This is a genomic window from Phytopseudomonas punonensis (assembly GCF_900142655.1).
GTDB lineage: Bacteria > Pseudomonadota > Gammaproteobacteria > Pseudomonadales > Pseudomonadaceae > Aquipseudomonas > Aquipseudomonas punonensis.
Window position 1 is genome coordinate 977,825 of record NZ_FRBQ01000001.1, and the last position, 22,947, is coordinate 1,000,771.

General features: G+C 62.1%; 22 protein-coding genes and 1 riboswitch. Of the genes, 11 read left to right on the top strand and 11 right to left on the bottom strand.

Translation table 11 applies throughout. The annotated features are described in order from the left end of the window. Nucleotides 1-32: 32 nt before the first annotated feature. The 5 genes from BUC40_RS04425 to tkt all read right to left on the bottom strand — a co-directional run bounded on the left by BUC40_RS04425 (nucleotide 33) and on the right by tkt (nucleotide 4,948). On the bottom strand, nucleotides 33-362 hold the full coding sequence (locus tag BUC40_RS04425) for an MliC family protein (RefSeq protein ID WP_073262982.1): 330 nt from the start codon (nucleotides 360-362) through the stop codon (nucleotides 33-35). A 15-nt stretch (nucleotides 363-377) separates the two neighbouring features. Beyond that, a complete protein-coding gene (locus BUC40_RS04430) occupies nucleotides 378-572 on the bottom strand; it encodes a hypothetical protein (protein ID WP_073262984.1) in 195 nt (64 codons plus the stop codon). A gap of 69 nt (nucleotides 573-641) precedes the next feature. Continuing rightward, on the bottom strand, nucleotides 642-1,811 hold the full coding sequence (locus BUC40_RS04435; RefSeq protein ID WP_425272906.1) for a phosphoglycerate kinase: 1,170 nt from the start codon (nucleotides 1,809-1,811) through the stop codon (nucleotides 642-644). A 4-nt stretch (nucleotides 1,812-1,815) separates the two neighbouring features. Beyond that, nucleotides 1,816-2,880 carry an erythrose-4-phosphate dehydrogenase gene (gene epd, locus BUC40_RS04440; protein WP_073262986.1) on the bottom strand — a complete coding sequence of 355 codons (1,065 nt, stop codon included), beginning with the start codon at nucleotides 2,878-2,880 and terminating at the stop codon, nucleotides 1,816-1,818. Nucleotides 2,881-2,947: 67 nt separating this feature from the next. Continuing rightward, complete coding sequence (gene tkt, locus BUC40_RS04445; protein WP_073262988.1) at nucleotides 2,948-4,948, bottom strand: transketolase; 2,001 nt, start codon at nucleotides 4,946-4,948, stop codon at nucleotides 2,948-2,950. A gap of 266 nt (nucleotides 4,949-5,214) precedes the next feature. Here tkt and BUC40_RS04450 point away from each other — a divergent pair, with 266 nt between their 5' ends. Both BUC40_RS04450 and metK read left to right on the top strand, forming a co-directional pair. Continuing rightward, nucleotides 5,215-6,243: an ArsR/SmtB family transcription factor gene (locus tag BUC40_RS04450; RefSeq protein ID WP_073262990.1), complete on the top strand. Its 1,029-nt coding sequence runs from the start codon at nucleotides 5,215-5,217 to the stop codon at nucleotides 6,241-6,243. Further along, nucleotides 6,240-7,430: a methionine adenosyltransferase gene (metK, locus tag BUC40_RS04455; RefSeq protein WP_073262992.1), complete on the top strand. Its 1,191-nt coding sequence runs from the start codon at nucleotides 6,240-6,242 to the stop codon at nucleotides 7,428-7,430. Before BUC40_RS04450 ends, metK begins: the two co-directional genes overlap by 4 nt. Before the next feature lie 119 nt (nucleotides 7,431-7,549). Here the strand turns inward: metK and BUC40_RS04460 are convergent, their stop codons facing one another. Then, entirely contained in the window at nucleotides 7,550-7,876 is a 327-nt protein-coding gene (locus tag BUC40_RS04460) for a hypothetical protein (RefSeq protein WP_073262994.1), read from the bottom strand. A gap of 200 nt (nucleotides 7,877-8,076) precedes the next feature. Here BUC40_RS04460 and ligB point away from each other — a divergent pair, with 200 nt between their 5' ends. After that, nucleotides 8,077-9,750, top strand: a complete 1,674-nt coding sequence (ligB, locus tag BUC40_RS04465) for an NAD-dependent DNA ligase LigB (RefSeq protein ID WP_073262996.1) — start codon at nucleotides 8,077-8,079, stop codon at nucleotides 9,748-9,750. On the opposite strand, the gene BUC40_RS04470 is transcribed toward ligB, so the two are convergent. Together BUC40_RS04470 and BUC40_RS04475 are read right to left on the bottom strand one after the other, a co-directional pair. Continuing rightward, entirely contained in the window at nucleotides 9,744-10,187 is a 444-nt protein-coding gene (locus BUC40_RS04470) for a c-type cytochrome (RefSeq protein WP_073262998.1), read from the bottom strand. The two genes, ligB and BUC40_RS04470, sit on opposite strands and share 7 nt — an antisense overlap. Nucleotides 10,188-10,274: 87 nt before the next feature. Continuing rightward, nucleotides 10,275-10,664 (bottom strand): acyl-CoA thioesterase, encoded by a 390-nt coding sequence (locus tag BUC40_RS04475; RefSeq protein WP_073263000.1) that lies wholly within the window; start codon nucleotides 10,662-10,664, stop codon nucleotides 10,275-10,277. 213 nt (nucleotides 10,665-10,877) lie between these two features. Beyond that, a riboswitch (S-adenosyl-L-homocysteine riboswitch) is annotated at nucleotides 10,878-11,030 on the top strand. Nucleotides 11,031-11,118: 88 nt separating this feature from the next. Here BUC40_RS04475 and ahcY point away from each other — a divergent pair. From ahcY to rhlE2, 5 genes are all read left to right on the top strand, one after another. Then, nucleotides 11,119-12,513 (top strand): adenosylhomocysteinase, encoded by a 1,395-nt coding sequence (gene ahcY, locus BUC40_RS04480; RefSeq protein ID WP_073263875.1) that lies wholly within the window; start codon nucleotides 11,119-11,121, stop codon nucleotides 12,511-12,513. A 57-nt stretch (nucleotides 12,514-12,570) separates the two neighbouring features. Next, nucleotides 12,571-13,413: a methylenetetrahydrofolate reductase [NAD(P)H] gene (gene metF / locus BUC40_RS04485; RefSeq protein WP_073263002.1), complete on the top strand. Its 843-nt coding sequence runs from the start codon at nucleotides 12,571-12,573 to the stop codon at nucleotides 13,411-13,413. Nucleotides 13,414-13,667: 254 nt separating this feature from the next. Further along, the gene (gene ppnN / locus BUC40_RS04490) at nucleotides 13,668-15,041 is read left to right on the top strand and encodes a nucleotide 5'-monophosphate nucleosidase PpnN (RefSeq protein ID WP_073263004.1); all 1,374 of its coding nucleotides are present in this window, start codon (nucleotides 13,668-13,670) and stop codon (nucleotides 15,039-15,041) included. 65 nt (nucleotides 15,042-15,106) lie between these two features. Then, on the top strand, nucleotides 15,107-15,853 hold the full coding sequence (locus BUC40_RS04495) for a siderophore-interacting protein (protein ID WP_073263006.1): 747 nt from the start codon (nucleotides 15,107-15,109) through the stop codon (nucleotides 15,851-15,853). Between the two features lie 246 nt (nucleotides 15,854-16,099). Continuing rightward, nucleotides 16,100-17,956, top strand: a complete 1,857-nt coding sequence (rhlE2, locus tag BUC40_RS04500) for an RNA helicase RhlE2 (protein WP_073263008.1) — start codon at nucleotides 16,100-16,102, stop codon at nucleotides 17,954-17,956. A gap of 98 nt (nucleotides 17,957-18,054) precedes the next feature. Here the strand turns inward: rhlE2 and BUC40_RS04505 are convergent, their stop codons facing one another. Next, nucleotides 18,055-18,633 (bottom strand): YceI family protein, encoded by a 579-nt coding sequence (locus tag BUC40_RS04505; protein WP_073263010.1) that lies wholly within the window; start codon nucleotides 18,631-18,633, stop codon nucleotides 18,055-18,057. Between the two features lie 63 nt (nucleotides 18,634-18,696). Next, nucleotides 18,697-19,242 (bottom strand): cytochrome b, encoded by a 546-nt coding sequence (locus BUC40_RS04510; protein ID WP_073263012.1) that lies wholly within the window; start codon nucleotides 19,240-19,242, stop codon nucleotides 18,697-18,699. A gap of 265 nt (nucleotides 19,243-19,507) precedes the next feature. On the opposite strand from BUC40_RS04510, the gene BUC40_RS04515 reads away from it, so the two are divergent. The 3 genes from BUC40_RS04515 (at nucleotide 19,508) to BUC40_RS04525 (ending at nucleotide 22,422) form a co-directional block, all read left to right on the top strand. Next, complete coding sequence (locus tag BUC40_RS04515; RefSeq protein ID WP_073263014.1) at nucleotides 19,508-20,908, top strand: adenosylmethionine--8-amino-7-oxononanoate transaminase; 1,401 nt, start codon at nucleotides 19,508-19,510, stop codon at nucleotides 20,906-20,908. A 128-nt stretch (nucleotides 20,909-21,036) separates the two neighbouring features. Continuing rightward, on the top strand, nucleotides 21,037-21,756 hold the full coding sequence (locus BUC40_RS04520) for a 16S rRNA (uracil(1498)-N(3))-methyltransferase (protein WP_073263016.1): 720 nt from the start codon (nucleotides 21,037-21,039) through the stop codon (nucleotides 21,754-21,756). A gap of 141 nt (nucleotides 21,757-21,897) precedes the next feature. Further along, entirely contained in the window at nucleotides 21,898-22,422 is a 525-nt protein-coding gene (locus tag BUC40_RS04525) for a cytochrome b (RefSeq protein ID WP_073263018.1), read from the top strand. A 29-nt stretch (nucleotides 22,423-22,451) separates the two neighbouring features. Here the strand turns inward: BUC40_RS04525 and BUC40_RS04530 are convergent, their stop codons facing one another. Next, entirely contained in the window at nucleotides 22,452-22,922 is a 471-nt protein-coding gene (locus BUC40_RS04530) for a chemotaxis protein CheW (RefSeq protein ID WP_073263020.1), read from the bottom strand. Nucleotides 22,923-22,947 lie beyond the last annotated feature (25 nt).

Consider the following 22,947-nt stretch of genomic DNA (forward strand, 5'->3'; position numbering starts at 1 on the left):
TCCGCGAGCGACAATGGCCGCTCGCTCGTCATTCAGGGCGCCTTGCAGCCACGCCCCAGCAAATCATCATTGGCGGTGCGGTAGACCAAGCCTTCCTCGCCCTTGGCATGGAAGGACAGCGTACCGTCGCTGTACAACTCACCGGAGCCGGAAGGCTCCAGGCTCAAACGATGGACGACATCGCTGCCACCCATGCGCACATCGACCTTTTCATGGGCCGGATCGGCGTAACGCCAGAACACTTCAGCCTGGCTGTCACAGACCCAGCGATTCCATTGCTGGCTCTCGGCGTAGTCCTTGCCGGCACAACCGGTGAGCATGGCCAGGCCGAGCAACGCACCAGCACATTTATAACGGTTCATCGCACTCTCCTTGTTCTAGCAGTTTTGCTCGCCTACAGGCGGCGTCGAGTCACCGGTACTGTGCCCTTCGATGCGCTGATCTTCGCGCGTAGTGGGCAGATCGATTTCCGCCGGCTTCAACACACTGCACGCATCATCGCGTGTCGATCCACCACCTGCACATCCGCCAAGAACCACACACACCATCAGTACCAAGGCTGCGTTACGCATGAGGTCACTCCTTGCTGGCTAATTTCCATACAAGGTAATGACCGCCTGCGCCGGCCAAGGTTTAGCCGTTTACTTGGCTGCGCGCTGCTGCAGCACTTCAACCGCTGGCAAGATTTTGCCTTCGACGAACTCGAGGAACGCACCGCCGCCGGTGGAAATATAGGAAATGCGCTCGGCCACGTCGTACTTGTCGATGGCTGCCAAGGTGTCACCACCACCAGCAATCGAGAACGCTGGACTTTCGGCGATGGCTAGGGCCAGGGCCTTGGTACCTTCCCCGAACTGGTCGAACTCGAACACGCCGACCGGACCGTTCCATAGAATGGTCTTCGAGGCCTTGAGCAGCTCGGCGAATTGCGCGGCGGTTTGCGGACCGATGTCGAGAATCATGTCGTCGTCAGCGACGTCAGCTACGGCCTTGACGGTCGCGGTAGCGGCTTCGGAGAACTCCTTGGCGACCACTACATCGACTGGCAGCGGCACGCTGACCTTGGCGGCGATGGCCTTGGCAGTGTCAACCAGATCAGCTTCGTACAGCGACTTGCCGACCGGGTAACCGGCCGCGGCGAGGAAGGTGTTGGCGATGCCACCACCAACGATCAGCTGATCGCAGATGCTGCTGAGACTGTTCAGCACGTCCAGCTTGGTCGACACCTTGGAGCCGGCAACGATTGCGGCCATCGGCTGAGCCGGTGCGCCCAGGGCCTTGCCCAGCGCATCGAGCTCGGCAGCCAGCAGCGGGCCGGCAGCGGCAACCTTAGCGAACTTGGCTACGCCATGGGTCGAACCCTCGGCGCGGTGCGCGGTACCGAAGGCGTCCATCACGAATACGTCGCACAGGGCGGCATATTGCTGGGCCAGCTCATCGGCGTTTTTCTTCTCGCCCTTGTTGAAACGTACGTTCTCGAACAGCACCAGATCACCGGCTTTAAGCTCGACGCCGTCGAGGTAATCCTTGATCAGCGGCACGTCACGGCCCAGGGCTTTGCTCAGGTAGGAAGCCACTGGCGCCAGGCTGTTCTCTTCGCTGAATTCGCCTTCGGTCGGGCGGCCAAGATGCGAGCAGACCATCACTGCGGCGCCTTTTTCCAGGGCCAGCTTGATGGTCGGCAGTGCGGCGAGAATACGCGCATCGCTCTTTACCACGCCGTCTTTGACCGGCACGTTGAGGTCTTCACGGATCAGCACGCGCTTGCCTTGCAGATCAAGGTCGGCCATTTTCGCGATGTTCAGGGTCATTGAGTCAGTCCTTAACAGGGGCTGGTGATAAGTGAGCGGCGGCATCGAGATAATGCACAGCCATGTCGAGCATTCTGTTGGCGAAGCCCCATTCGTTGTCGAACCAGGCCAGCAGGTTGACCAGGAGTGGCCCGGAAACCCGCGTCTGACTGCCGTCGACGATGGCCGAATGGGGATCATGGTTGAAGTCGCAACTGGCGTGCGGCAACTCGGTGTACGCCAGCAGACCTTGCAGCGGCCCCTGTTCGGCGGCCTGTCGCAAGATCCGGTTGATCTCTTCGGCACTGGTATCGCGGGCGGTCTGCAAGGTGATATCCAGGCAGGACACGTTGACCGTCGGCACCCGAATGGCTTTGGCCTGAATTCGTCCGGCAAGTTCCGGCAGCAGGCGTTCGATGCCGCGAGCCAGGCCCGTGGACACCGGAATCACCGACTGGAACGCCGAACGCGTACGGCGCAGGTCTTCGTCGTGATAGGCATCGATCACCGGCTGGTCGTTCATCGCCGAGTGGATGGTGGTGATGGATATGTAGTCCAGCCCCACCGCCTCGTTCAGCAGCTTGAGCAGCGGCACGCCGCAGTTGGTGGTGCACGAGGCGTTGGATACCAGACGCTCGCGGCCGGTCAGGCACTGCTGGTTGACGCCGTAAACCACCGTAGCGTCGACATCGCTGTCGCTGGCCATCGGCTGCGACAGCAATACCCGCGGTGCCCCCGCCTGCAGAAAACGCTCGGCCTGCTCACGAGTGGTGTACTGGCCAGAGCACTCAAGTAACAGGTCGATATCCAACGCTGCCCAGTCGACGCCCTCGGGCTCGCGCTGACGCAGAACCTGCACCGGCTTGCCATTAATGTGCAGATGATCACCCGCCACTTTCACCTCACCGGGAAAGCGCCCATGAGTGGAGTCAAAGCGAGTCAGGTATTCGATACTGGCCTGATCGGCCAGGTCATTGAGCGCGACGATCTGCAAACGCGCCTCGCCCACCCGCTCGTGCAAGGCACGCAGCACGCAACGGCCGATGCGGCCATAGCCGTTCAGGGCAACGCGGTAAGGGCGATGGGACATGGCGATCTCGGAGCGAGTCGAGCATGAACCAGGGCGAACCGCGCAGGTTCGCCCTGGCTGACGAGGGTCAGGCGTCGAGCAGTTCTTCGGCAGTGCCGATGATGTTCTCGACGGTGAAACCGAAGTGCTCGAACAGCTGGCCGGCAGGCGCCGACTCACCGTAGGTTTCCATGCCGATCACACGGCCTTCGAGGCCGACGTACTTGTACCAGAAGTCGGCATGGGCGGCTTCGATGGCGATACGTGCAGTGACCTGCAGCGGCAACACCGACTGTTTGTAGCCGGCGTCCTGCTGGTCGAAGACGTTGGTCGACGGCATCGACACCACGCGAACCTTGCGGCCCTGCTCGGTCAGTTTGTCGGCAGCCTGGATGGCCAGACCGACTTCCGAACCGGTAGCGATCAGGATCAGCTCCGGCTCGCCGGCGCAGTCTTTCAGCACATAACCACCGCGGGCGATGGACGCCTCGGTTTCATGGTCACGCAGGTTATGCGGCAGGTTCTGGCGGGAGAAGATCAACGCGCTCGGGCCGTCCTTGCGCTCGACCGAATGCTTCCAGGCCACTGCGGCTTCGACGGTATCCGCCGGGCGCCAGGTGTCCAGGTTCGGCGTGGTACGCAGGCTGGTCAGTTGCTCGACCGGCTGGTGGGTCGGGCCGTCTTCGCCCAGGCCGATGGAGTCGTGGGTGAATACGTAGAGCACGCGCAGCTTCATCAGCGCCGACATGCGCACCGCGTTGCGGGCGTATTCCATGAACATCAGGAAGGTCGCGCCGTAAGGCACCAGGCCGCCGTGCAGGGCGACGCCGTTCATGATCGCGCTCATGCCGAACTCGCGCACGCCGTAGTACATGTAGTTGCCCGAGGCATCCTCGGCAACCACCGGCTTGCAGCCTTTCCACAGGGTCAGGTTGGAACCGGCCAAGTCAGCCGAGCCGCCGAGCAGTTCCGGCAGCAGCGGACCGAAGGCGTTCAGGCAGTTCTGGCTGGCCTTGCGGCTGGCGATGGTTTCGCCCTTCTCGGCCACGGCGCGGATGAACTCGCTGGCCTTGGCGGAGAAGTCGGCAGGCAAATCGCCGGCCATACGGCGGATGAATTCGTTGGCCAGCTCCGGGTAGGCGGCGGAATAGGCAGCAAAGCGCTGATCCCACTCGGCTTCGGCAGCCAGACCGGCTTCCTTGGCATCCCACTCGGCATAGATGTCGGCCGGAACTTCGAACGGCGCGTGGTTCCAGTTCAGGGCAGCGCGGGTCAGAGCGATTTCGTCATGGCCCAAGGCCGCACCGTGGGACTCTTCCTTGCCCTGCTTGTTCGGCGAGCCGAAACCGATGATGGTCTTGCAGCAGATCAGCGTCGGACGGTCGCTGGATTTGCGCGCCGTGTCGATGGCCATCTTGATTTCTTCGGCATCGTGGCCGTCGACATTGCGGATCACCTGCCAGCCGTAGGCTTCGAAGCGCGCCGGGGTGTCGTCGGTGAACCAGCCGTGTACTTCGCCATCGATGGAGATGCCGTTGTCGTCGTAGAAGGCGATCAGTTTGCCCAGGCCCAGGGTGCCGGCCAGGGAGCAGACTTCATGGCTGATGCCTTCCATCATGCAACCGTCGCCCAGGAAGGCGTAGGTATGGTGATCGACGATGTTGTGGCCGTCACGGTTGAACTGCGCCGCCATGATTTTCTCGGCGAGCGCGAAGCCCACGGCGTTGGCGATGCCCTGGCCGAGCGGGCCGGTGGTGGTCTCGACGCCTGGCGCGTAACCGTATTCCGGGTGGCCCGGGGTCTTGCTGTGCAGCTGACGGAAGTTCTTCAGGTCGTCGATCGACAGGTCGTAACCGGTCAGGTGCAGCAACGAATAGATCAGCATCGAACCGTGGCCGTTGGACAGCACGAAGCGGTCACGGTCAGCGAATTTCGGGTTGGCCGGGTTGTGTTTCAGGTAGTCGCGCCACAGCACTTCGGCGATGTCCGCCATGCCCATCGGGGCACCGGGGTGGCCGCTGTTGGCTTTTTGCACAGCATCCATGCTGAGGGCACGAATGGCATTGGCACGCTCACGACGGCTGGGCATCGCTGAATCTCCTGCGGGGGCTGCCGAGGCAGCTAGGTCGAAAAAGGCGGCCATTTTCGCCCAGCAGGCACTGCGGGGGCAATGACAGATGGTCGTTAGCCGAACGATTCCCGCGGTTTTCCTCGATAAAAGTAATCAGCCACTGCAGGCGAAGCGGTTTATCAAGCGTCGCCATGAACCGGGCAAAAGCGCAAAGAAGGCCAATATCAAAACTTTTTGATATTGGCCTTGCTGGACAAAAAATCACCGACTAGACTGCGCGGCTTATGACCTTGCGCGCCTCCCAGCTCGACTTCGAGCCCGCCGATGCTCTCGCCGCCCTTTGCAAGGCCGCGGGCGATCCGCTGCGCCTGAATGTTTTGCGCGCACTGACCAACGATTCGTTCGGCGTACTCGAACTGGCGCAGATCTTCGCCATCGGCCAGTCCGGCATGAGCCACCACTTGAAGGTGCTGGCCCAGGCCGGGCTGGTGGCGACGCGCCGGGAAGGCAATGCGATCTTCTATCGTCGCGCCCTGGCGCAGATGGAAACCGTCGGCGGCACGCTGCACGGCGCCCTGCTCCAGGAAGTCGACCGGCTTGCACTGCCGCTCGAAGTGCGCGAACGCATCGCCCAGGTGCACCAGCAACGCGCGGCCGCCAGTCAGGATTTTTTCGCCCGCAGCGCCGAGCGCTTCCAGGCCCAGCAGGACTTGATCGCCGGGCTGCCGCAATACCGTGACAGCGTGCTGGCCCTGCTCGACTCACTGGACTTTCCTGCTGGCGCCCGTGCGCTGGAGATCGGCCCTGGCGATGGCAGCTTCCTGCCCGAGCTGGCGCGTCGTTTCAGCGCAGTCACCGCGCTGGATAACAGTCCGGCGATGCTCGAACTGGCCCGCCTGCGCTGCGAGAGAGACGGCCTGACTAACGTTCAGCTGCAACTCGCCGATGCCTTGCTCGATGACTACCCGAGCGCAGACTGCGTAGTGCTGAACATGGTGCTGCATCACTTCGCCGCACCGGCTCAGGCCCTGCAAACGCTGGCAGGCCGCGTGAACATTGGCGGCAGCCTGCTGATTACAGAACTGTGCAGCCACAACCAGAGCTGGGCCCGCGACACCTGCGGCGATCTCTGGCTGGGCTTCGAACAGGACGACTTGGCCCACTGGGCGCTCGCCGCCGGCCTGACGCAAGGCGAGAGCCTTTATGTCGGCCTGCGCAATGGTTTTCAAATTCAGGTGCGCCACTTCCAGCGCACGCCATCACTCCCGTACGTGGCCGAAAGGCCCTCACTCGCCAGGACAATCGATAGATGAGCGAATACTCCCTGTTTACATCCGAGTCCGTGTCCGAAGGCCACCCGGACAAGATCGCCGACCAGATTTCCGATGCCGTGCTCGACGCCATCATCACTCAAGACAAACACGCCCGCGTGGCCGTGGAAACCCTGGTCAAGACCGGCGTGGCGATCATCGCCGGCGAAGTGACCACCAGCGCCTGGGTCGACCTCGAGCAGATCGTCCGTGACGTGATCTGCAACATCGGCTACACCAGCTCCGACGTCGGCTTCGACGGCGCCACCTGCGGCGTGATGAACATCATTGGCAAGCAGTCCCCGGACATCAACCAGGGTGTCGACCGCGCCAAGCCGGAAGACCAGGGCGCTGGCGACCAGGGCCTGATGTTCGGTTATGCCAGCAACGAAACCGACGTGCTGATGCCGGCGCCGATTCGCTTCTCCCACGCGCTGGTCGAGCGCCAAGCCGAAGCGCGCAAATCCGGCCTGCTGCCATGGCTGCGCCCGGACGCGAAATCCCAGGTCACCTGCCGCTACGAAAACGGCAAAGTGGTCGGTATCGACGCAGTCGTGCTGTCCACCCAGCACAACCCGGACGTTTCCCTGAGCGACCTGCGTGAAGCAGTGATGGAGCTGGTGATCAAGCACAGCCTGCCAGCCGAGCTGCTGCACAAGGACACCCAGTACCACATCAACCCGACCGGCAACTTCGTGATCGGTGGCCCGGTGGGCGACTGCGGACTGACTGGCCGCAAGATCATCGTCGACAGCTACGGCGGCATGGCCCGCCACGGCGGCGGCGCGTTCTCCGGCAAGGATCCATCCAAGGTCGACCGTTCGGCTGCCTACGCAGGCCGTTACGTGGCCAAGAACATCGTCGCTGCCGGCCTGGCCGAGCGCTGCGAGATTCAGGTTTCCTACGCCATCGGCGTGGCCCAGCCGACTTCCATCTCGATCAACACCTTCGGCACCAACAAGGTGGCGGACGAGACCATCATCAAGCTGGTGCGTGACGTGTTCGACCTGCGTCCGTACGCCATCACCAAGATGCTCGACCTGCTGCACCCGATGTATCAACCGACTGCAGCCTACGGCCACTTCGGCCGCGAGCCGCAGCAGCTGACCGTCGGCGACGACAGCTTCACCAGCTTCACCTGGGAAAAAACCGACAAGGCTGCCGAACTGCGCGCCGCTGCCGGCCTGTAAGCTCAGGGCAAATCATCGCGAGACAGCTCTCTGGGCTGCCTCAGCGACAGATACAAAAAAGCCTCCGTGAGCGGCGAGTCCACGGAGGCTTTTTCATGCCCGCAAAGCGGGCCGCGTAATCACTTGCCGAACAGCGAACCCAGACCTTTCAGGGTTTCTGCAGCAGCAGCGATGTTTTCAGCCTTGCTGTCGCCCTGGGCTTGCGCGACGGTTTCGCTGGAAGAGGCAGCGTTGGCGCCAAGCTGATCACAGCCGCCCTCGACCTGCGCAATAGCGTCGTCAGCCTGCTTGTTGCCGAGCAAACCAGCCAGCTGTTTGACCTGAGCGATCTTCTCGGCGTTGGCCGAGATCTTCTGCTGGCACTTGAGTTGGGTGTCTTCAGCTGCGTGGGCAAAAGAGCTGGCAACGGCCAGAGCAGCGGAGCACAACAGGATAGAAATACGCATGAGACTCTAGACCTCCAGAGATGAGGCCCGGCTATACACCCCGCCGCCGGGCAAGTCCGTTTGGTGTGCGGGGGGCGCGGACTTTATCACCGGACATTTGCGGTAACAAAGCACCACCAACAGGAAATGTCGGCCAGCCCCCATTTTTCCCTGCCCAACGACTAGCCTAATAACTCCACCCGAGCACGGATGCTCCGCCCATGAAAGCCTGGATCGCTATTGCCCTCAGCATATTGCTACCTGCAGCCGCCCACGCCGATAGCTGCCCAGAGCAGACAGCGGCTCACAGCAGCCAACTCAAAGTACTAGCCGAACAGGTCGCCAGGTGGGACGACGCCTACCATCGCCAGGGCCGCTCGCCCGTCAGCGATGAACTCTATGACCAGGCTCGCGCCCGACTGGAACACTGGCAGCGCTGCGGCAAGGAGGGTACCGCCAACCCGCTACGCGGCGCGCAGGGGCCGATTCAACACCCCGTAGCGCAAACGGGCTTGCGCAAACTGGCCAGTGATCGCGATGTCGGCCAGTGGATGGCATCGCGCAATGACCTGTGGATTCAACCGAAGGTCGACGGCGTGGCCGTCACCCTACTCTACCGCGCAGGCCGCCTGCAGCAGGTGATCAGCCGCGGGGATGGCGACACTGGCCAGGACTGGGCAGCGCAAGCGGCTCGTATCGACGCAATACCAAAGCATCTGAGTGAACAGGCGGAAATCATCTTGCAGGGCGAGCTTTATTTGCAGGTTCAGAACCATGTGCAAGCCAAGCATGGCAGCTCTACGGCACGCAGCACGGTGTCGGGCTTGATGGCCCGCCAGGACTTACAGCAGACTCAGGCAGACACCATCGGCCTGTTCGTCTGGGATTGGCCAAACGGCCCTGCCGAGATGCAGCAGCGCTTGGACGGCCTCGTGCAGATGGGCTTTCACGACAGTCGCACCTACAGTCAGAAGGCGGGCAACATCGCCGACGCCCGTCGATGGCGAGAGCAGTGGTATCGCAACCCTTTGCCCTTCGCTACCGATGGTGTGGTGCTGCGCCAGGGTCAACGGCCCGCGGGAGAACGCTGGCGGGCCGAGCCGCCGCACTGGGCGGCGGCCTGGAAGCACCCGGCCAGCGAGGCCCTGGCACTGGTCGAGGCCGTGGAGTTCAGCATTGGCCGCACCGGCCGTATCACCCCGCTGCTGCGCTTACAGCCTGTGAACCTGGATGACCGCACCATTCGAGGGGTCAGCGTCGGTTCACTGGAACGCTGGCAGCAGTTGGACATCCGCCCTGGCGACCAGGTCGCCATTCGCCTCGCAGGGCAAACCATTCCCAAGCTGGAAAGCGTAGTGTTGCAGGCCACCATCCGCTCGCCGCTCACTACCCCAAACAGCGACGACTACCACGCTCTGAGCTGCCTGCGCCCTTCAGAGGGTTGCACCAGCCAGTTTCACGCCCGCCTTAGCTGGCTCAGCGGCAAACAGGCGCTGAATCTGCATGGCATCGGCGCCGGCACCTGGGAGAAACTGCTGGAGGCGCAGCACCTTGACGGTCTGCTCGATTGGCTGCATCTGAGCGAAGAGCAGTTGCTGGCCGTGCCAGGCATCGGCGCAAAGAGCGCCACCACGCTCGTCCAGCGTTTCGCCGAAGCACGACAGCGACCTTTTCATGACTGGTTACGGGCGCTGGGAGCACCGGTCAACCCGGACAATTTGGCCGCCGAGAATTGGGCTCAACTGCACCAGCGCAGCCTAGGCGACTGGCAAGCGCTACCTGGTATAGGGCCAACTCGCGCAACTCAGTTACAGGCATTTTTCCAGCATGAGGAGATAGTGGCACTGGCCGATCAATTGGGCGAAGCGGGTGTCGATGGTTTCCAGCGTCAGTAGGCGCGAAATGCCTCGTGGCAGCGCTTGCACGCCGCCTCCACCTGCCACAAAGCAGGCTGCAGCTGATCCACGGAAACCTGCGGCATGCTCGCCGCCAACTGCAGCGCCTCGGTCGCGACCTGCAACTGCTGCGCAAATGCCTCGAATCGCGCGTGCTGATCCCAGACCTCCGGGCGCGCGGTGCTGCGCTCATCACCCTCCGGCGACGGGAAATACTGCCAGGGCAGCGCGGCGAGGTTATTGAGTTCCCTAGCACACTCGGCAAAACGTTCGGGCCTGAATGCCAGGCGACCGCGCAGCATGCCGCCCAACTCTTCACTGCTGAGCAGCATCTGCTTGAACACCACCTGGCGCCGAGCCTCCGGAGAATCAGAATCAGCACCGCCACAACCGTTTAACAGCACACTAGCCAGCACCACCCAAAAAACCTGACGCATCGCACTTCCCGTAGCAAAACCGCCAGTATCACGAGAGCCATAGCGACGGCCAAGTGCGAGGAGATGTCGCACTGGCCAAGGGGCACATCAGTCCTTGAACTGATCCTTGATATAGGTGATCTCGGTTTTGCCATGCGGCGCCGGCTTGCCATCCTCACCCATGTTGACGAAGACCATCTTGTCGACAGTCAGGATGCTTTTACGTGTGATCTTGTTGCGCACTTCGCAGCGCATGGTGATCGAGGTGCGGCCAAACTCCGTAGCGGTAATGCCCAGCTCGATGATGTCGCTCTGCCGGGCCGAGGCGACGAAGTTGATCTCCGAGATCAGCTTGGTCACTACGCGCTGGCTGCCGAGCTGGATGATGGCGTAGATCGCGGCCTCTTCATCGATCCATTTCAGCAGGCTGCCACCGAACAGGGTGCCATTGGGGTTGAGGTCTTCGGGCTTTACCCACTTGCGTGTGTGGAAGTTCATACGCACTCCTTGTCCATCGCTATCGTTCGCCGGCCATGATCGCAAAGCGCGGCGCAGGTTGTCGCGGCTGCATTTTCAATCGGGCCGATAAAACCGGACATTGAACACCTGCAAATAGCCGACAAGCGCGACGGAAAACCTTGGGCTCGCCCACCAGCGCGGCTATAATCAACGAGCTTCACCCGCTCGGCACTGCCTGAGCGTTCCCGCCACCTGTCCGAGGGGCGCTGCAGCAACCTGAAAGATCTGTTTCGAATCCCAAGCCCGGCATTCCAGCAATGCATCGCGGCAGATTCGAATCAGCCTTCCAGGCTGTCAGGCTCGGATGGGGCGTTACCCAAAACGCATCAACGGCGCCCAATCGGACTGCGTGAAAACGTAGCGTGCAATGGCCATCGGCCTGGTACCGGTTTTCACCTATCTGATCACTGATCAACGATTGGAGAGCTTTTGCATGAGCGCTGCTTTTAACGACTTCAAAGTCGCCGATATTTCCCTGGCCGATTGGGGCCGCAAAGAACTGATCATCGCCGAGTCCGAAATGCCGGCACTGATGGGCCTGCGCCGCAAGTACGCCGCCAGCCAGCCGCTGAAAGGCGCGAAGATCCTCGGTTGCATCCACATGACCATCCAGACCGGCGTGCTGATCGAGACCCTAACCGCGCTGGGCGCCGAAGTGCGCTGGTCGTCGTGCAACATTTTCTCGACTCAGGATCAGGCCGCTGCAGCCATCGCCGCTGCCGGTATTCCGGTATTCGCCTGGAAGGGCGAGACCGAAGCCGAGTACGAGTGGTGCATCGAACAGACCATCCTCAAGGATGGCAAGCCGTGGGACGCCAACATGGTGCTCGACGACGGCGGCGACCTGACCCAGATCCTGCATGACAAGTACCCGCAAGTGCTGGAAAACGTCCACGGCGTGACCGAGGAAACCACCACGGGTGTACACCGTCTGCTCGACATGCTTAAGGCCGGCACCCTGAAGATCCCGGCGATCAACGTCAACGACGCGGTCACCAAGAGCAAGAACGACAACAAGTACGGCTGCCGTCACAGCCTCAACGATGCCATCAAGCGCGGTACCGACCACCTGCTGTCCGGCAAGCAGGCGCTGGTCATCGGCTACGGCGACGTGGGCAAGGGCTCGGCCGCTTCGCTGCGCCAGGAAGGCATGATCGTCAAGGTTTCCGAGATCGACCCGATCTGCGCCATGCAGGCCTGCATGGACGGCTACGAGCTGGTTTCGCCGTACATCGATGGCCGCAATGACGGCACCGACGCCTGCATCGACAAGGCCCTGCTGGGCAAGATCGACCTGATCGTCACCACCACCGGCAACGCCAACGTCTGTGACGCCGGCATGCTCAAGGCGCTGAAAGCCCGCGCCGTGGTCTGCAACATCGGTCACTTCGACAACGAAATCGACACCGCTTTCATGCGCAAGAACTGGGCCTGGGAAGAAGTCAAACCGCAGGTGCACAAGATCCACCGCACCGGTGCTGGCCAGTTCGATCCTCGCAACGACGACTATCTGATCCTGCTGGCCGAAGGCCGTCTGGTGAACCTGGGCAATGCCACCGGTCACCCGAGCCGCATCATGGACGGCTCCTTTGCCAACCAGGTACTGGCGCAGATCTTCCTGTTCGAGCAGAAGTTCGCCACTCTCTCCGCCGAGAAGAAGGCCGAGCGCCTGACCGTCGAAGTGCTGCCGAAGAAGCTGGACGAAGAAGTCGCCCTGGAAATGGTGAAAGGCTTTGGTGGCGTGGTCACTCAACTGACCAAACCGCAGGCCGATTACATCGGTGTTCCGGTCGAAGGCCCGTTCAAGCCAGACAGCTACCGCTACTGATTGGGTAGTGCACACCGCAGGCGCGCAGCCTGCGGTGTGCAGCCTCAAGGAACTCTCATGTCTCAGAAACGTGCAAACGTCAGTTTCGAGTTCTTCCCGACGAAGACCGATGCCGGCCACGAAAAACTGCTGAATACCGCGCGAGAGCTGGCCGGCTACAACCCGGACTTCTTCTCCTGCACCTATGGCGCCGGTGGTTCCACCCGCGACCGTACCCTCAATACCGTGCTGCAGCTCGATGGCGAAGTGAAGGTGCCGACCGCGCCACACCTGTCGTGCGTGGGCGACAGCAAGGCCGAGCTGATCGAGCTGCTCAACCTGTACAAGAGCAAGGGCATCAACCGTATCGTCGCCCTACGTGGCGACCTGCCGTCAGGCATGGGCATGTCCAGCGGTGAGCTGCGCCATGCCAATGATCTGGTCGAGCTGATCCGCCAGGAAACCGGTGATCATTTCCACATCGAAGTTGCTGCCTACCCGGAAATGCATCCACAAGCGCGCAATTTCGAAGACGATATCGCCAACTTCGTGCGCAAGGCCAAGGCCGGCGCCAGCAGTGCGATCACCCAGTACTTCTTCAACCCCGACTGCTACTTCTACTTCGTCGAGCGCGTTCGCAAGATGGGCGTCGATATCCCGGTGATCCCAGGGATCATGCCGATCACTAACTACAGCAAGCTAGCGCGCTTCTCCGACGCCTGCGGCGCCGAGCTGCCACGCTGGGTACGTAAGCAACTGGAAGCTTACGGCGACGACACCCAGAGCATTCAGCGCTTCGGCGAAGAGATGATCACCGACATGTGCCGCCGCCTGCTCGACGGCGGCGCACCCAGCCTGCACTTCTACACCCTCAACCAGGCAGCCCCAAGCCTGGCGGTGTGGAAGAACCTGCAAGGCTGAGTGACGGGGTCTATTGACGTTTCACGCACGGCTCGCGCTGAAACGTCACCAGCCCCCAGGCCGCGAAAGAGAGAACTTTCGCGGCCGGCCTATTTCCTACCTGCGTGCCCTGTTGACCGAGCCCCCTCTGCTGGTCGACAGTACAGCGCCATTGCCCGCACGCCCCACTTTGGGTCGCCTTGCCGGGACTGAATTCTTCATCGCGCGATCAGCCAGGACCGGCTCGAGTTGTCGCGTTATCACGGGATGCCTGCATGCTCACTCGCCAAAAAATCAACGCCTCGGTGTCGCCGAAAGGCAGCCTGGAAACCCTCTCTCAGCGTGAAGTCCAGCAACTGCGCGAAACTGGTTCAGGCAGCGTGTATGCGCTGTTCCGTCAGTGCGCCTTGGCGATTCTCAACACCGGCTCGCACAGCGACAACGCCAAGACCATCCTCGAGGCCTACCCGGACTTCGAAGTGAAGATTCACCAACAGGATCGCGGCATCCGCCTGGAACTGATCAACGCGCCAGCCGATGCCTTCGTCGATGGCGAGATGATCGCCAGCACCCGCGAAATGCTGTTCAGCGCCCTGCGCGATATCGTCTACACGCAGAGCGAACTAGAGAACAAGCGCGTCGATGTCGACAGCTCCAGCGGCCTGACCGACTACGTGTTTCACCTGCTGCGCAACGCCCGCACCCTGCGTGCCGGCGCCGAGCCGAAGATGGTGGTGTGCTGGGGCGGTCACTCGATCAGCACCGAGGAATACAAGTACACCAAGAAGGTCGGCCACGAACTGGGCCTGCGTGCCCTGGACGTGTGCACCGGCTGCGGCCCGGGCGTGATGAAAGGGCCGATGAAGGGCGCGACCATCTCCCACGCCAAACAGCGCATCCTCGGCGCCCGCTACCTGGGCTTGACCGAGCCGGGCATCATCGCCGCCGAGGCACCGAACCCGATCGTCAACGAGCTGGTGATCCTGCCTGACATCGAAAAACGCCTGGAAGCCTTCGTGCGCGTCGGCCATGGCATCATCATCTTCCCGGGCGGTGCGGGTACGGCGGAAGAGTTCCTCTACCTGCTGGGTATCCTCATGCACCCGGACAACGCCGACCTGCCCTTCCCGCTGGTGCTGACCGGGCCGAAGAGCGCCGAGCCGTACCTGCAGCAACTGCACGATTTCATCGGCGCGACGCTGGGCAGCGAGGCGCAGAAACGCTACGTGCTGATCCCCAACGATCCGGCCGAAGTGGCGCGCCACATGGCCGCCGGCATCAAGGCCGTGAAGCAATTCCGCCGCGAGCGCAACGACGCCTTCCACTTCAACTGGCTGCTGAAGATCGACGAAAGCTTCCAGCACCCGTTCGAGCCAACCCACGAGGCCATAGCGGGTCTCAACCTAACCCGCGAGCAGCCGGTGCACGAGCTGGCGGCCAACCTGCGCCGCGCCTTCTCCGGCATCGTCGCCGGCAACGTCAAAGCCCACGGCATCCAGCTGATCGAAGAACACGGCCCTTACGAGCTGCGCGGCGACAAGACCATCATGCAACCGCTCGACCGCCTGCTGCAGGCCTTTGTCGAGCAGCACCGCATGAAGCTGCCAGGCGGCACCGCCTATGAGCCGTGCTACCGGGTGGTTAGCTAAGCGCCGACCCGCGCGAGGGCTCAGAGCCCTCGCTGCACGATCACTTACCTGCCCAGGAGATCACCATGGCACGTCCCGCGCCCCGCACGCTGCAGGTCATTTCATCGCACTTGGTCACCCCGCACATGCTGCGCGTGACCCTGGGCGGCGGCGAGATCGATAGCTTCCCCCGCGACCAGGAAAGCGCCTATATCAAGCTGATGTTCTCGCCCCCCGGCAGCGACAAGGATCTGGTTCGCACCTACACCGTGCGCCAGCAACGCGCCGATCAGTTCGACGTCGACTTCGTGCTGCATGAAGATGCCGGCCCGGCCTCGCAGTGGGCCAAGGATGCCAAGCCCGGTGACAGCATCGTGATTGGCGGCCCGGGCCCGAAGAAACTGGTCGACAACAGCGCCGACTGGTTTCTGGTGATTGGCGACATGACCGCGCTGCCGGCGATCAGCGTCAACCTGGAACAGATGCATGCCGACGCCAAAGGCCACGCGATCATCGAAGTGATCGACGAGCGCGATATACAGCCGCTGCGGCATCCTGCCGGCATCGAACTGCACTGGCTGATCAACCCGCACCCAGGTGAAAACAGCCAGTTGCTGGTCGATCATGTACGCCAGCTTGAGTGGTTGCCGGGCCGCCCCAGCATCTGGGCCGCCTGCGAATTCAGCGGCATGCGCGCGCTGCGCCAGCACCTCAAGCAGGAGCGCCAGGTCGATCGCAAGGATCTGTATATCTCCAGCTACTGGAAACTGGGCAGCAGTGAAGATCAGCATAAAGCGGTCAAACGCGAAGATGCCGATGCCCAAGGCGATTGACGCGCTTCGCCGGGTACGCTTGGCGAATCATGAAACGAGAACCGGCCCGCAGGTAGCGCAGTGCCAGTCGGCGGCTAGTTGTGCCGATCCTCTGCAATCCTGTTACACTCGGGCCTTCCCGCCAGGCTTGCGCCCGGATGCTAACCCCCAGTGGTCAGCAGTACCGGTCGGGATTGCGCGCCCCACGCGTGATTCAAGCCAGGCACGACACCTATAGGGCCACGCCCTCACCAGACAGGATTTCACATGTCCTTTGCCTCCCTCGGTCTCTCCGAGGCTTTAGTCCGTGCGGTCGAAGCCGCCGGCTACACCCAGCCCACTCCGGTGCAACAGCGGGCCATTCCCGCCGCGTTGCAAGGTCGCGACCTGATGGTTGCAGCCCAGACGGGTACAGGTAAGACAGGCGGTTTCGCGCTGCCGATCCTTGAGCGACTGTTCCCCAACGGTCACCCGGATCGCGAACAACGCCACGGCCCGAAACAGCCCCGCGTACTGGTGCTCACTCCCACTCGCGAACTGGCCGCCCAGGTGCATGACAGCTTCAAGCTATATGCCCGTGACCTGAAATTCGTCAGTACCTGCATCTTTGGTGGTGTTGGCATGAACCCGCAGGTGCAGGCATTGGCCAAGGGCGTCGACGTACTGGTCGCCTGCCCGGGTCGCCTGCTCGACCTCGCCGGCCAAGGCAGCGTCGACCTGTCCCACGTGGAAATCCTCGTGCTGGACGAAGCCGACCGCATGCTCGACATGGGCTTCATTCACGATGTGAAGAAAGTCCTCGCCCGCTTGCCGGCCAAGCGTCAGAACCTGCTGTTCTCGGCGACCTTCTCGAAGGACATCACCGACCTCGCCGGCAAGCTGCTGCACAACCCGGAGCGCATCGAAGTCACGCCGCCGAACACCACGGTCGAGCGTATCGAACAGCGCGTATTCCGTCTGGCGGCCAGCCACAAGCGCGCCCTGCTCGCTCACCTGATCACCGCAGGCGCCTGGGAACAGGTACTGGTGTTCACCCGTACCAAGCATGGCGCCAACCGCCTGGCCGAGTACCTGGACAAACACGGCCTGCCGGCCGTAGCGATTCATGGCAACAAGAGCCAGAACGCCCGTACCAAAGCCCTGGCCGACTTCAAGGCCAATCAGGTTCGCATCCTCGTCGCAACCGATATCGCCGCCCGCGGCCTGGATATCGACCAGTTGCCTCACGTGGTCAACTTCGAGCTGCCTAACGTCGAAGAAGATTACGTACACCGTATCGGCCGTACCGGCCGTGCCGGTCGTAGCGGTGAGGCGATCTCATTGGTTGCGCCGGACGAAGAGAAGCTGCTCAAGGGCATCGAGCGGATGACCAAGCAGAAGATCCCTGACGGCGATCTGATGGGCTTCGATGCCAGCAAAGTCGAGGCCGAGCGCCCGGAAGTTCGTGAGCCGCAGAAGCCGCGTCAACCGCGTGGTGCCAAGCCGGAAGGCGAACGCCAGAATGGCGGCCGTCGCGACAAAGGCAAGGACGGCGGCCGAGCGAAAACTCAGCCCCAGGCCAAGGCCAAGCCAGCTCGCGGCCAACAGCCGCGCAGCCAGGCACGCCCAGCGCCTGCAGCAGGCGCCCCGGCCCTGCCACCGGATCGCGCACCGGACGAGTTCCGCGATGACGAGATCGACAACTTCGGTAACCGCGCTGACTACGTACCGACCCAGGAGAAGCCGCAAGGCCGTGGTCGTCGTCCAGGCGGCGGTCAAAATGCCGGCGGTGCGGCAGGCCAGGCTCCACGTGGTCAGGGCAAAGGCCCGCGTACCGGCGGCGGTGGCGCGGGTGCCAATGGCGGCGGCAAACGTCAGGGCCAGGGTCAAGGCGGCGGTCGTAACCGCGGCGGCGACAACCGTGGCCGTGGTGCACGTGACAACGTCACCACTTCGCTGAACCGTGATGAGCTGCCACGTCGTGAAGGCCCGCGTCGCGACACTCCCGAGAAGCAGCCGATCATCATGCACAAGGCTTCGCGCAGTGATCGCCTGCCGACCGCCGAACAGCTCGATCAGTTGCCAAGCAGCCGCCCACGTGGCGAGAAGCCTGCTCTGCTGACCCGCAACCGCGACAGCGAGTGATGGCTCGTTGAATACCGGGGCCCACGGCCCCGGTATTCAAAAGGTCCACAAACAAAAACGCCGGCTCAGAGCCGGCGTTTTTGTTTCTAGCGTCAGGCTTACTTGCGCACGCCTTCCACGGAGATGATCAGCTCGACTTCTTGCGAAGCCGGGCCCAGATCTTTCTCGATGTTGAAGTCTTTCAGCTTCAGCTTGGTGCTGCCTTCGAAACCGGCGCGGTAGCCGCCCCACGGGTCTTTACCCTCGCCGATGAACTTGGCGGCGATGACCACTGGCTTGGTGACGCCATTGAGGGTCAGGTCGCCGGTGATGTCGGCGGTGTCCTTGCCAGTCGATTTAACGGCTGTGGATGCGAAGGTCGCAGTCGGGTTCTTGCTCACGTTGAGGAAGTCGCTGCTGCGAATGTGCTTGTCACGTTCGGCGTGGTTGGTGTCGACGCTTTCGGTCTTCAGGGTCACGTTGACCTTGCTGGCCTCAGGGTTCTTCTCATCGAAGCTGAAGGTACCGTCGAAATCCTTGAAGGTGCCGTAAAGCCAGCTGTAGCCCAGGTGGCTGATCTTGAAATTGACGAAGGCGTGCTGGCCTTGTTTGTCGATGGCGTAGTCAGCAGCCATCACCTGGCCTGCGCTCAGCAGCGCGGTGCCCAGAGCCAGTGCGGCGAAAGTCTTCTTCAACATAAGAACTCCTTGTGGAACGAAAGGAACGGCATCGCGCAGCAATGCCGAAGAAACAGCTGAGAATCAGCGCCCGAATATACGCAGCAGGGTGCGATCACGGTCGATAAAGTGGTGTTTCAGCGCAGCCAGGCCATGCAGAACCGCAAAGATCACGATAGCCCAAGCGAGATACTCATGGACCAAACCAGCAACATCGCCCTGATTGGGAATACTGGTCACGCTAGCAGGCACGTCGAACCAGCCAAACACGCTAATCGGGCGACCCTCGGCGGTGGAAATCAGGTAGCCCGAGGTCATCAGCACGAACAGGCCCAGGTACAGAAAAGCATGCCCCAGCTTGCTGGCCACTCGGGTCAGCCGACCGTGTTCGGGCAGTGCCGGAGGTGGCGGGCTAGCCAGACGCCACAGCACGCGAACAGTCATGACCACAAACAGCAGAATGCCGATGCTTTTATGAATGTTCGGCGCGGTCTGGTACCAGCTGCTGTAGTAGCTCAGGCCGACCATCCAGAAACCCAGGGCAAACAGGCCGAAAACTGCAATGGCCACCAGCCAATGCAGAGAAACACTGATAAGACCGTAACGGAACGTAGAATTACGCCACTGCATGGCCTGCTTCCAGAAATTGAGTTGGAGAGAGATTAGCAACAAACCTATCGAGTAATAGCAGAAATTGTTGCTATGAAACATCAACAAAGACGATAGCTAACGCAGCCGATTGCTTGCCAACCGAGTTAGTCAAAAGTGTTTTAGAGATGTTCAGGGGACCCATACCGACTGGTCGTTTCAGATAGACCGACGGTTGCCGACGCGAGAAAACAACCGGCAGGCGCATCTGATAGGCTTGCCCGCTGACAATTGGGAGAGCGACTCGATGAGCAACCAACACTGGATGCAGCGTGACCTGGACGTCCTCTGGCACCCCTGTACACAGATGAAGGACCACGAGCGCCTGCCGCTGATTCCGATCCGCCGTGGCGAAGGTGTATGGCTGGAAGACTTCGAGGGTAAGCGCTACCTCGATGCGGTGAGCTCCTGGTGGGTGAACGTGTTCGGGCACGCCAACCCACGTATCGGCGAGCGCATCAAGGCGCAGATCGACACCCTTGAGCATGTGATGCTGGCCGGCTTCAGCCACCAACCGGTGGTGGAGCTGTCCGAACGTCTGGTGAGCATCACCCCGCCAGGCCTAAACCGGGTGTTCTACGCCGACAACGGTTCTTCCGGGATCGAAGTGGCGCTGAAGATGAGCTTTCACTACTGGCTCAACAGCGGCAAACCGGCGAAGAAGCGCTTCGTGACCCTGACCAATAGTTACCACGGCGAGACCGTGGCAGCGATGTCGGTGGGCGACGTGGCGCTGTTCACCGACACCTACAAAGCGCTGCTGCTCGACACCCTCAAGGTGCCGAGCCCGGACTGCTACCTGCGCCCGGAGGGCGTGAGTTGGGAGGAACACTCTCGGACGATGTTCGCCGCCATGGAGCAAACCCTGGCCGAACACCACCACGAAGTGGCGGCGGTGATTGTCGAGCCGCTGATTCAGGGCGCCGGCGGCATGCGTATGTATCACCCGATCTACCTGACGCTGCTGCGCGAAGCGTGTGATCGCTACGGCGTGCACCTGATTCACGACGAGATCGCCGTCGGCTTCGGCCGTACCGGCACTATGTTCGCCTGCGAGCAGGCCGGCATTACCCCGGACTTCCTGGTGCTGTCTAAGGCGCTCACCGGCGGCTATCTGCCGATGGCAGCGGTGTTGACCACCGATGTTGTCTATGGCGCCTTCTACGACGACTACGCCACCCTGCGCGCCTTCCTGCACTCACACACCTACACCGGCAACCCGCTGGCCTGCGCGGCTGCCCTGGCGACGCTGGACATCTTCGAAGAGGACGGCGTGATCGAGGCCAACAAAAAGCTGGCCAGCCGCATGGCGAGCGCCACGGCGCATCTGGCGGATCACCCGCATGTCGCCGAAGTACGCCAGACCGGTATGGCCCTGGCCATCGAAATGGTCCAAGACAAAGCCGGCAAGGTCGCCTACCCCTGGCAGGAGCGTCGCGGCCTGCAGGTCTACCAACATGCTCTGACCCGCGGCGCACTGCTGCGGCCGCTCGGCAGCGTGGTGTATTTCCTGCCGCCCTACGTGATCAGCGAAGAGCAGATCGACTTCCTTGCCGACGTCGCCAGCGAAGGCATCGACCTGGCCACCCGCACCTCAGTCAGCGTGGCCACCGACACCCGTTACCCCGGCTTTCGCGATCCGGGCTGATGAGCAACGGTAGACGGTAGGTGGCAGCTCACTCCACCTGCCGCTCTCGATGACGAGTCGCCTCACAACCTGCACAAAATCACTCACCCGGTTATGCTGCCACCCCCACCATTACGCCCTATATCGCCATGCGCCTTTCCCGCTTCTTCATCGACGCCCCTTTATCGCTCGGCCAGCACGAGCTGCCGGAAGCTCAAGCCCATTACATCGGCCGCGTGCTGCGGCACTCGGTGGGCGATGCCGTGCAACTGTTCGATGGCAGCGGCCAGGAGTTTCTCGGCGAGCTGATCGAAGTGGGCAAGAAGAACGTGCGCGTCGAGCTGCGCGAACAATTCGCCGGGCAAGCCGAGTCGCCGCTGCACATCCATCTTGGGCAGGGGCTGTCGCGCGGCGAGCGTATGGACTGGGCGATCCAGAAGGCCACCGAGCTCGGAGCTCAGGAGATCAGCCCGATCATCAGTGCCCGCTGCGAGGTGCGCCTGAAAGACGAGCGCACCGACAAACGCATGGCGCACTGGCGCCAGGTGGCGATCAGCGCCTGTGAGCAATGCGGCCGTTCGATGCTGCCGTTGATTCATTCGCCCATCACCCTCAACGACTGGCTGCAGCAGAGCAGAGCAGACCTCAAGCTGGTGCTGCATCCGGTTGCCGAGCCATTGAGCAGCCACGCCAAACCGTCCTCGCTGGCCTTTCTGATCGGCCCTGAAGGCGGCCTTGGCGATGCCGAGGTCGAACAGGCCCAGGCTGCAGGCTTCCAGGCTGCACGCCTGGGCCCGCGAGTATTGCGCACCGAGACCGCGCCAGTTGTGGCACTGTCGGTAGCGCAGCATCTCTGGGGCGACTTCTAGGTTCTTTGCCGTTGTTCTCAGTCTGCTCGATCACTCATGGGCTGGCGTAGCGATTTGGCAGCAAAGCCCTAAGAAAACCATGGCCGATTGACTATGCTGAGTGCTTGAGCCGGTTCACCTAGCGTGACGAGAAGGGATGCCATGAGAGCGCGCTATTCGGGTACTCAGATATTTCTGCATTGGCTCAGCGCGCTGCTGGTCATCTGCACGCTGCTGCTGCCCTACAGCCAAGACCTGATCGCTGACGTGCTGGGCAGTGCCGGCGGCGTCTTCACGTTGCACAAATCCCTCGGTCTGACAATTCTGCTGCTTACCTTGCTGCGTCTAGTTATCCGCGCTCGCTTGGGCGAACCACTGCTGCTGGAAACTAGCGCGCGCTGGAAGCGTCACGCATCGAAGACCACTCACGCCGCGCTGTACCTGCTGCTGCTATTGATGCCGCTCAGCGGCCTGCTGTTCGGCAAGCGGCCAGTGGAGCTGTTCTGGTTGCTGAGCGTTGGTCCGCTGCCGCTTTCTGATGAAGCCCGGGCAATCGCCCGCCAATTTCACCTGACAGCCAAGTACCTGCTGTTCGCACTGATTCTGGGCCATGCGGCTATGGCGCTCTGGCACCATTATCTGCTGCGTGATGGCGTGCTCAGCGCGATGCTGCCACGGCGAGACTGAAACCTGGCTGTGCGCGACGCTGATGCCGATCAGATCAGTTCGGCATCAGCGAGCAACTGCTCAAGCCCTTCCAGATCGGGAATGCGCAGCACCGCGTCGTCGACCTTGACGGCCGCCAGTTCCAGCGGCGCCAGCTCGACATCCGCCCGCGGCAGATCCTCGTTCACACGCAGAGAACGCGGGATGCCCTGCACCAGCAAGGCAATGAACTTGACGTTGGCACGGCCACCGATGGCGTTGAGAATCGCGATACGCGCGCCATCGCCGATTACCGGCTGAGCCCCACTGGCAGCCTCGAAGCTCAGCAGCGGCAGGCTCAGGTCACGCCAGGCCACCTGGCCGAGAAACCAGTCGGGCATCCCGGCCATGGCCGGCGGAGCGCGATAGGCAATCAGCTCTGCCACCGCCACGTTGGGCAGCAGCAGCGTACGATCGGCCAACGGCACGACCAGACCGGTCAGGCTGCTGACGCTGTTCTGGGTAACGACGGCTTGGCTCATGAAAACATCCTGTTATGCAGCGAAC

What these genes read in the sequence shown, in the direction of transcription:
- BUC40_RS04430 (WP_073262984.1), bottom strand. Translation starts at nt 572, where the DNA reads ATGCGTAACGCAGCCTTGGTACTGATGGTGTGTGTGGTTCTTGGCGGA.
- ppnN (WP_073263004.1), top strand. Translation starts at nt 13,668, where the DNA reads ATGCTCACTCGCCAAAAAATCAACGCCTCGGTGTCGCCGAAAGGCAGC.
- BUC40_RS04520 (WP_073263016.1), top strand. Translation starts at nt 21,037, where the DNA reads ATGCGCCTTTCCCGCTTCTTCATCGACGCCCCTTTATCGCTCGGCCAG.
- epd (WP_073262986.1), bottom strand. Translation starts at nt 2,880, where the DNA reads ATGTCCCATCGCCCTTACCGCGTTGCCCTGAACGGCTATGGCCGCATC.
- BUC40_RS04510 (WP_073263012.1), bottom strand. Translation starts at nt 19,242, where the DNA reads ATGCAGTGGCGTAATTCTACGTTCCGTTACGGTCTTATCAGTGTTTCT.
- BUC40_RS04525 (WP_073263018.1), top strand. Translation starts at nt 21,898, where the DNA reads ATGAGAGCGCGCTATTCGGGTACTCAGATATTTCTGCATTGGCTCAGC.
- BUC40_RS04425 (WP_073262982.1), bottom strand. Translation starts at nt 362, where the DNA reads ATGAACCGTTATAAATGTGCTGGTGCGTTGCTCGGCCTGGCCATGCTC.
- BUC40_RS04450 (WP_073262990.1), top strand. Translation starts at nt 5,215, where the DNA reads ATGACCTTGCGCGCCTCCCAGCTCGACTTCGAGCCCGCCGATGCTCTC.
- BUC40_RS04505 (WP_073263010.1), bottom strand. Translation starts at nt 18,633, where the DNA reads ATGTTGAAGAAGACTTTCGCCGCACTGGCTCTGGGCACCGCGCTGCTG.
- metF (WP_073263002.1), top strand. Translation starts at nt 12,571, where the DNA reads ATGTCTCAGAAACGTGCAAACGTCAGTTTCGAGTTCTTCCCGACGAAG.
- ligB (WP_073262996.1), top strand. Translation starts at nt 8,077, where the DNA reads ATGAAAGCCTGGATCGCTATTGCCCTCAGCATATTGCTACCTGCAGCC.
- rhlE2 (WP_073263008.1), top strand. Translation starts at nt 16,100, where the DNA reads ATGTCCTTTGCCTCCCTCGGTCTCTCCGAGGCTTTAGTCCGTGCGGTC.
- BUC40_RS04470 (WP_073262998.1), bottom strand. Translation starts at nt 10,187, where the DNA reads ATGCGTCAGGTTTTTTGGGTGGTGCTGGCTAGTGTGCTGTTAAACGGT.
- BUC40_RS04460 (WP_073262994.1), bottom strand. Translation starts at nt 7,876, where the DNA reads ATGCGTATTTCTATCCTGTTGTGCTCCGCTGCTCTGGCCGTTGCCAGC.
- BUC40_RS04530 (WP_073263020.1), bottom strand. Translation starts at nt 22,922, where the DNA reads ATGAGCCAAGCCGTCGTTACCCAGAACAGCGTCAGCAGCCTGACCGGT.
- BUC40_RS04495 (WP_073263006.1), top strand. Translation starts at nt 15,107, where the DNA reads ATGGCACGTCCCGCGCCCCGCACGCTGCAGGTCATTTCATCGCACTTG.
- BUC40_RS04515 (WP_073263014.1), top strand. Translation starts at nt 19,508, where the DNA reads ATGAGCAACCAACACTGGATGCAGCGTGACCTGGACGTCCTCTGGCAC.
- ahcY (WP_073263875.1), top strand. Translation starts at nt 11,119, where the DNA reads ATGAGCGCTGCTTTTAACGACTTCAAAGTCGCCGATATTTCCCTGGCC.
- metK (WP_073262992.1), top strand. Translation starts at nt 6,240, where the DNA reads ATGAGCGAATACTCCCTGTTTACATCCGAGTCCGTGTCCGAAGGCCAC.
- BUC40_RS04475 (WP_073263000.1), bottom strand. Translation starts at nt 10,664, where the DNA reads ATGAACTTCCACACACGCAAGTGGGTAAAGCCCGAAGACCTCAACCCC.
- BUC40_RS04435 (WP_425272906.1), bottom strand. Translation starts at nt 1,811, where the DNA reads ATGACCCTGAACATCGCGAAAATGGCCGACCTTGATCTGCAAGGCAAG.
- tkt (WP_073262988.1), bottom strand. Translation starts at nt 4,948, where the DNA reads ATGCCCAGCCGTCGTGAGCGTGCCAATGCCATTCGTGCCCTCAGCATG.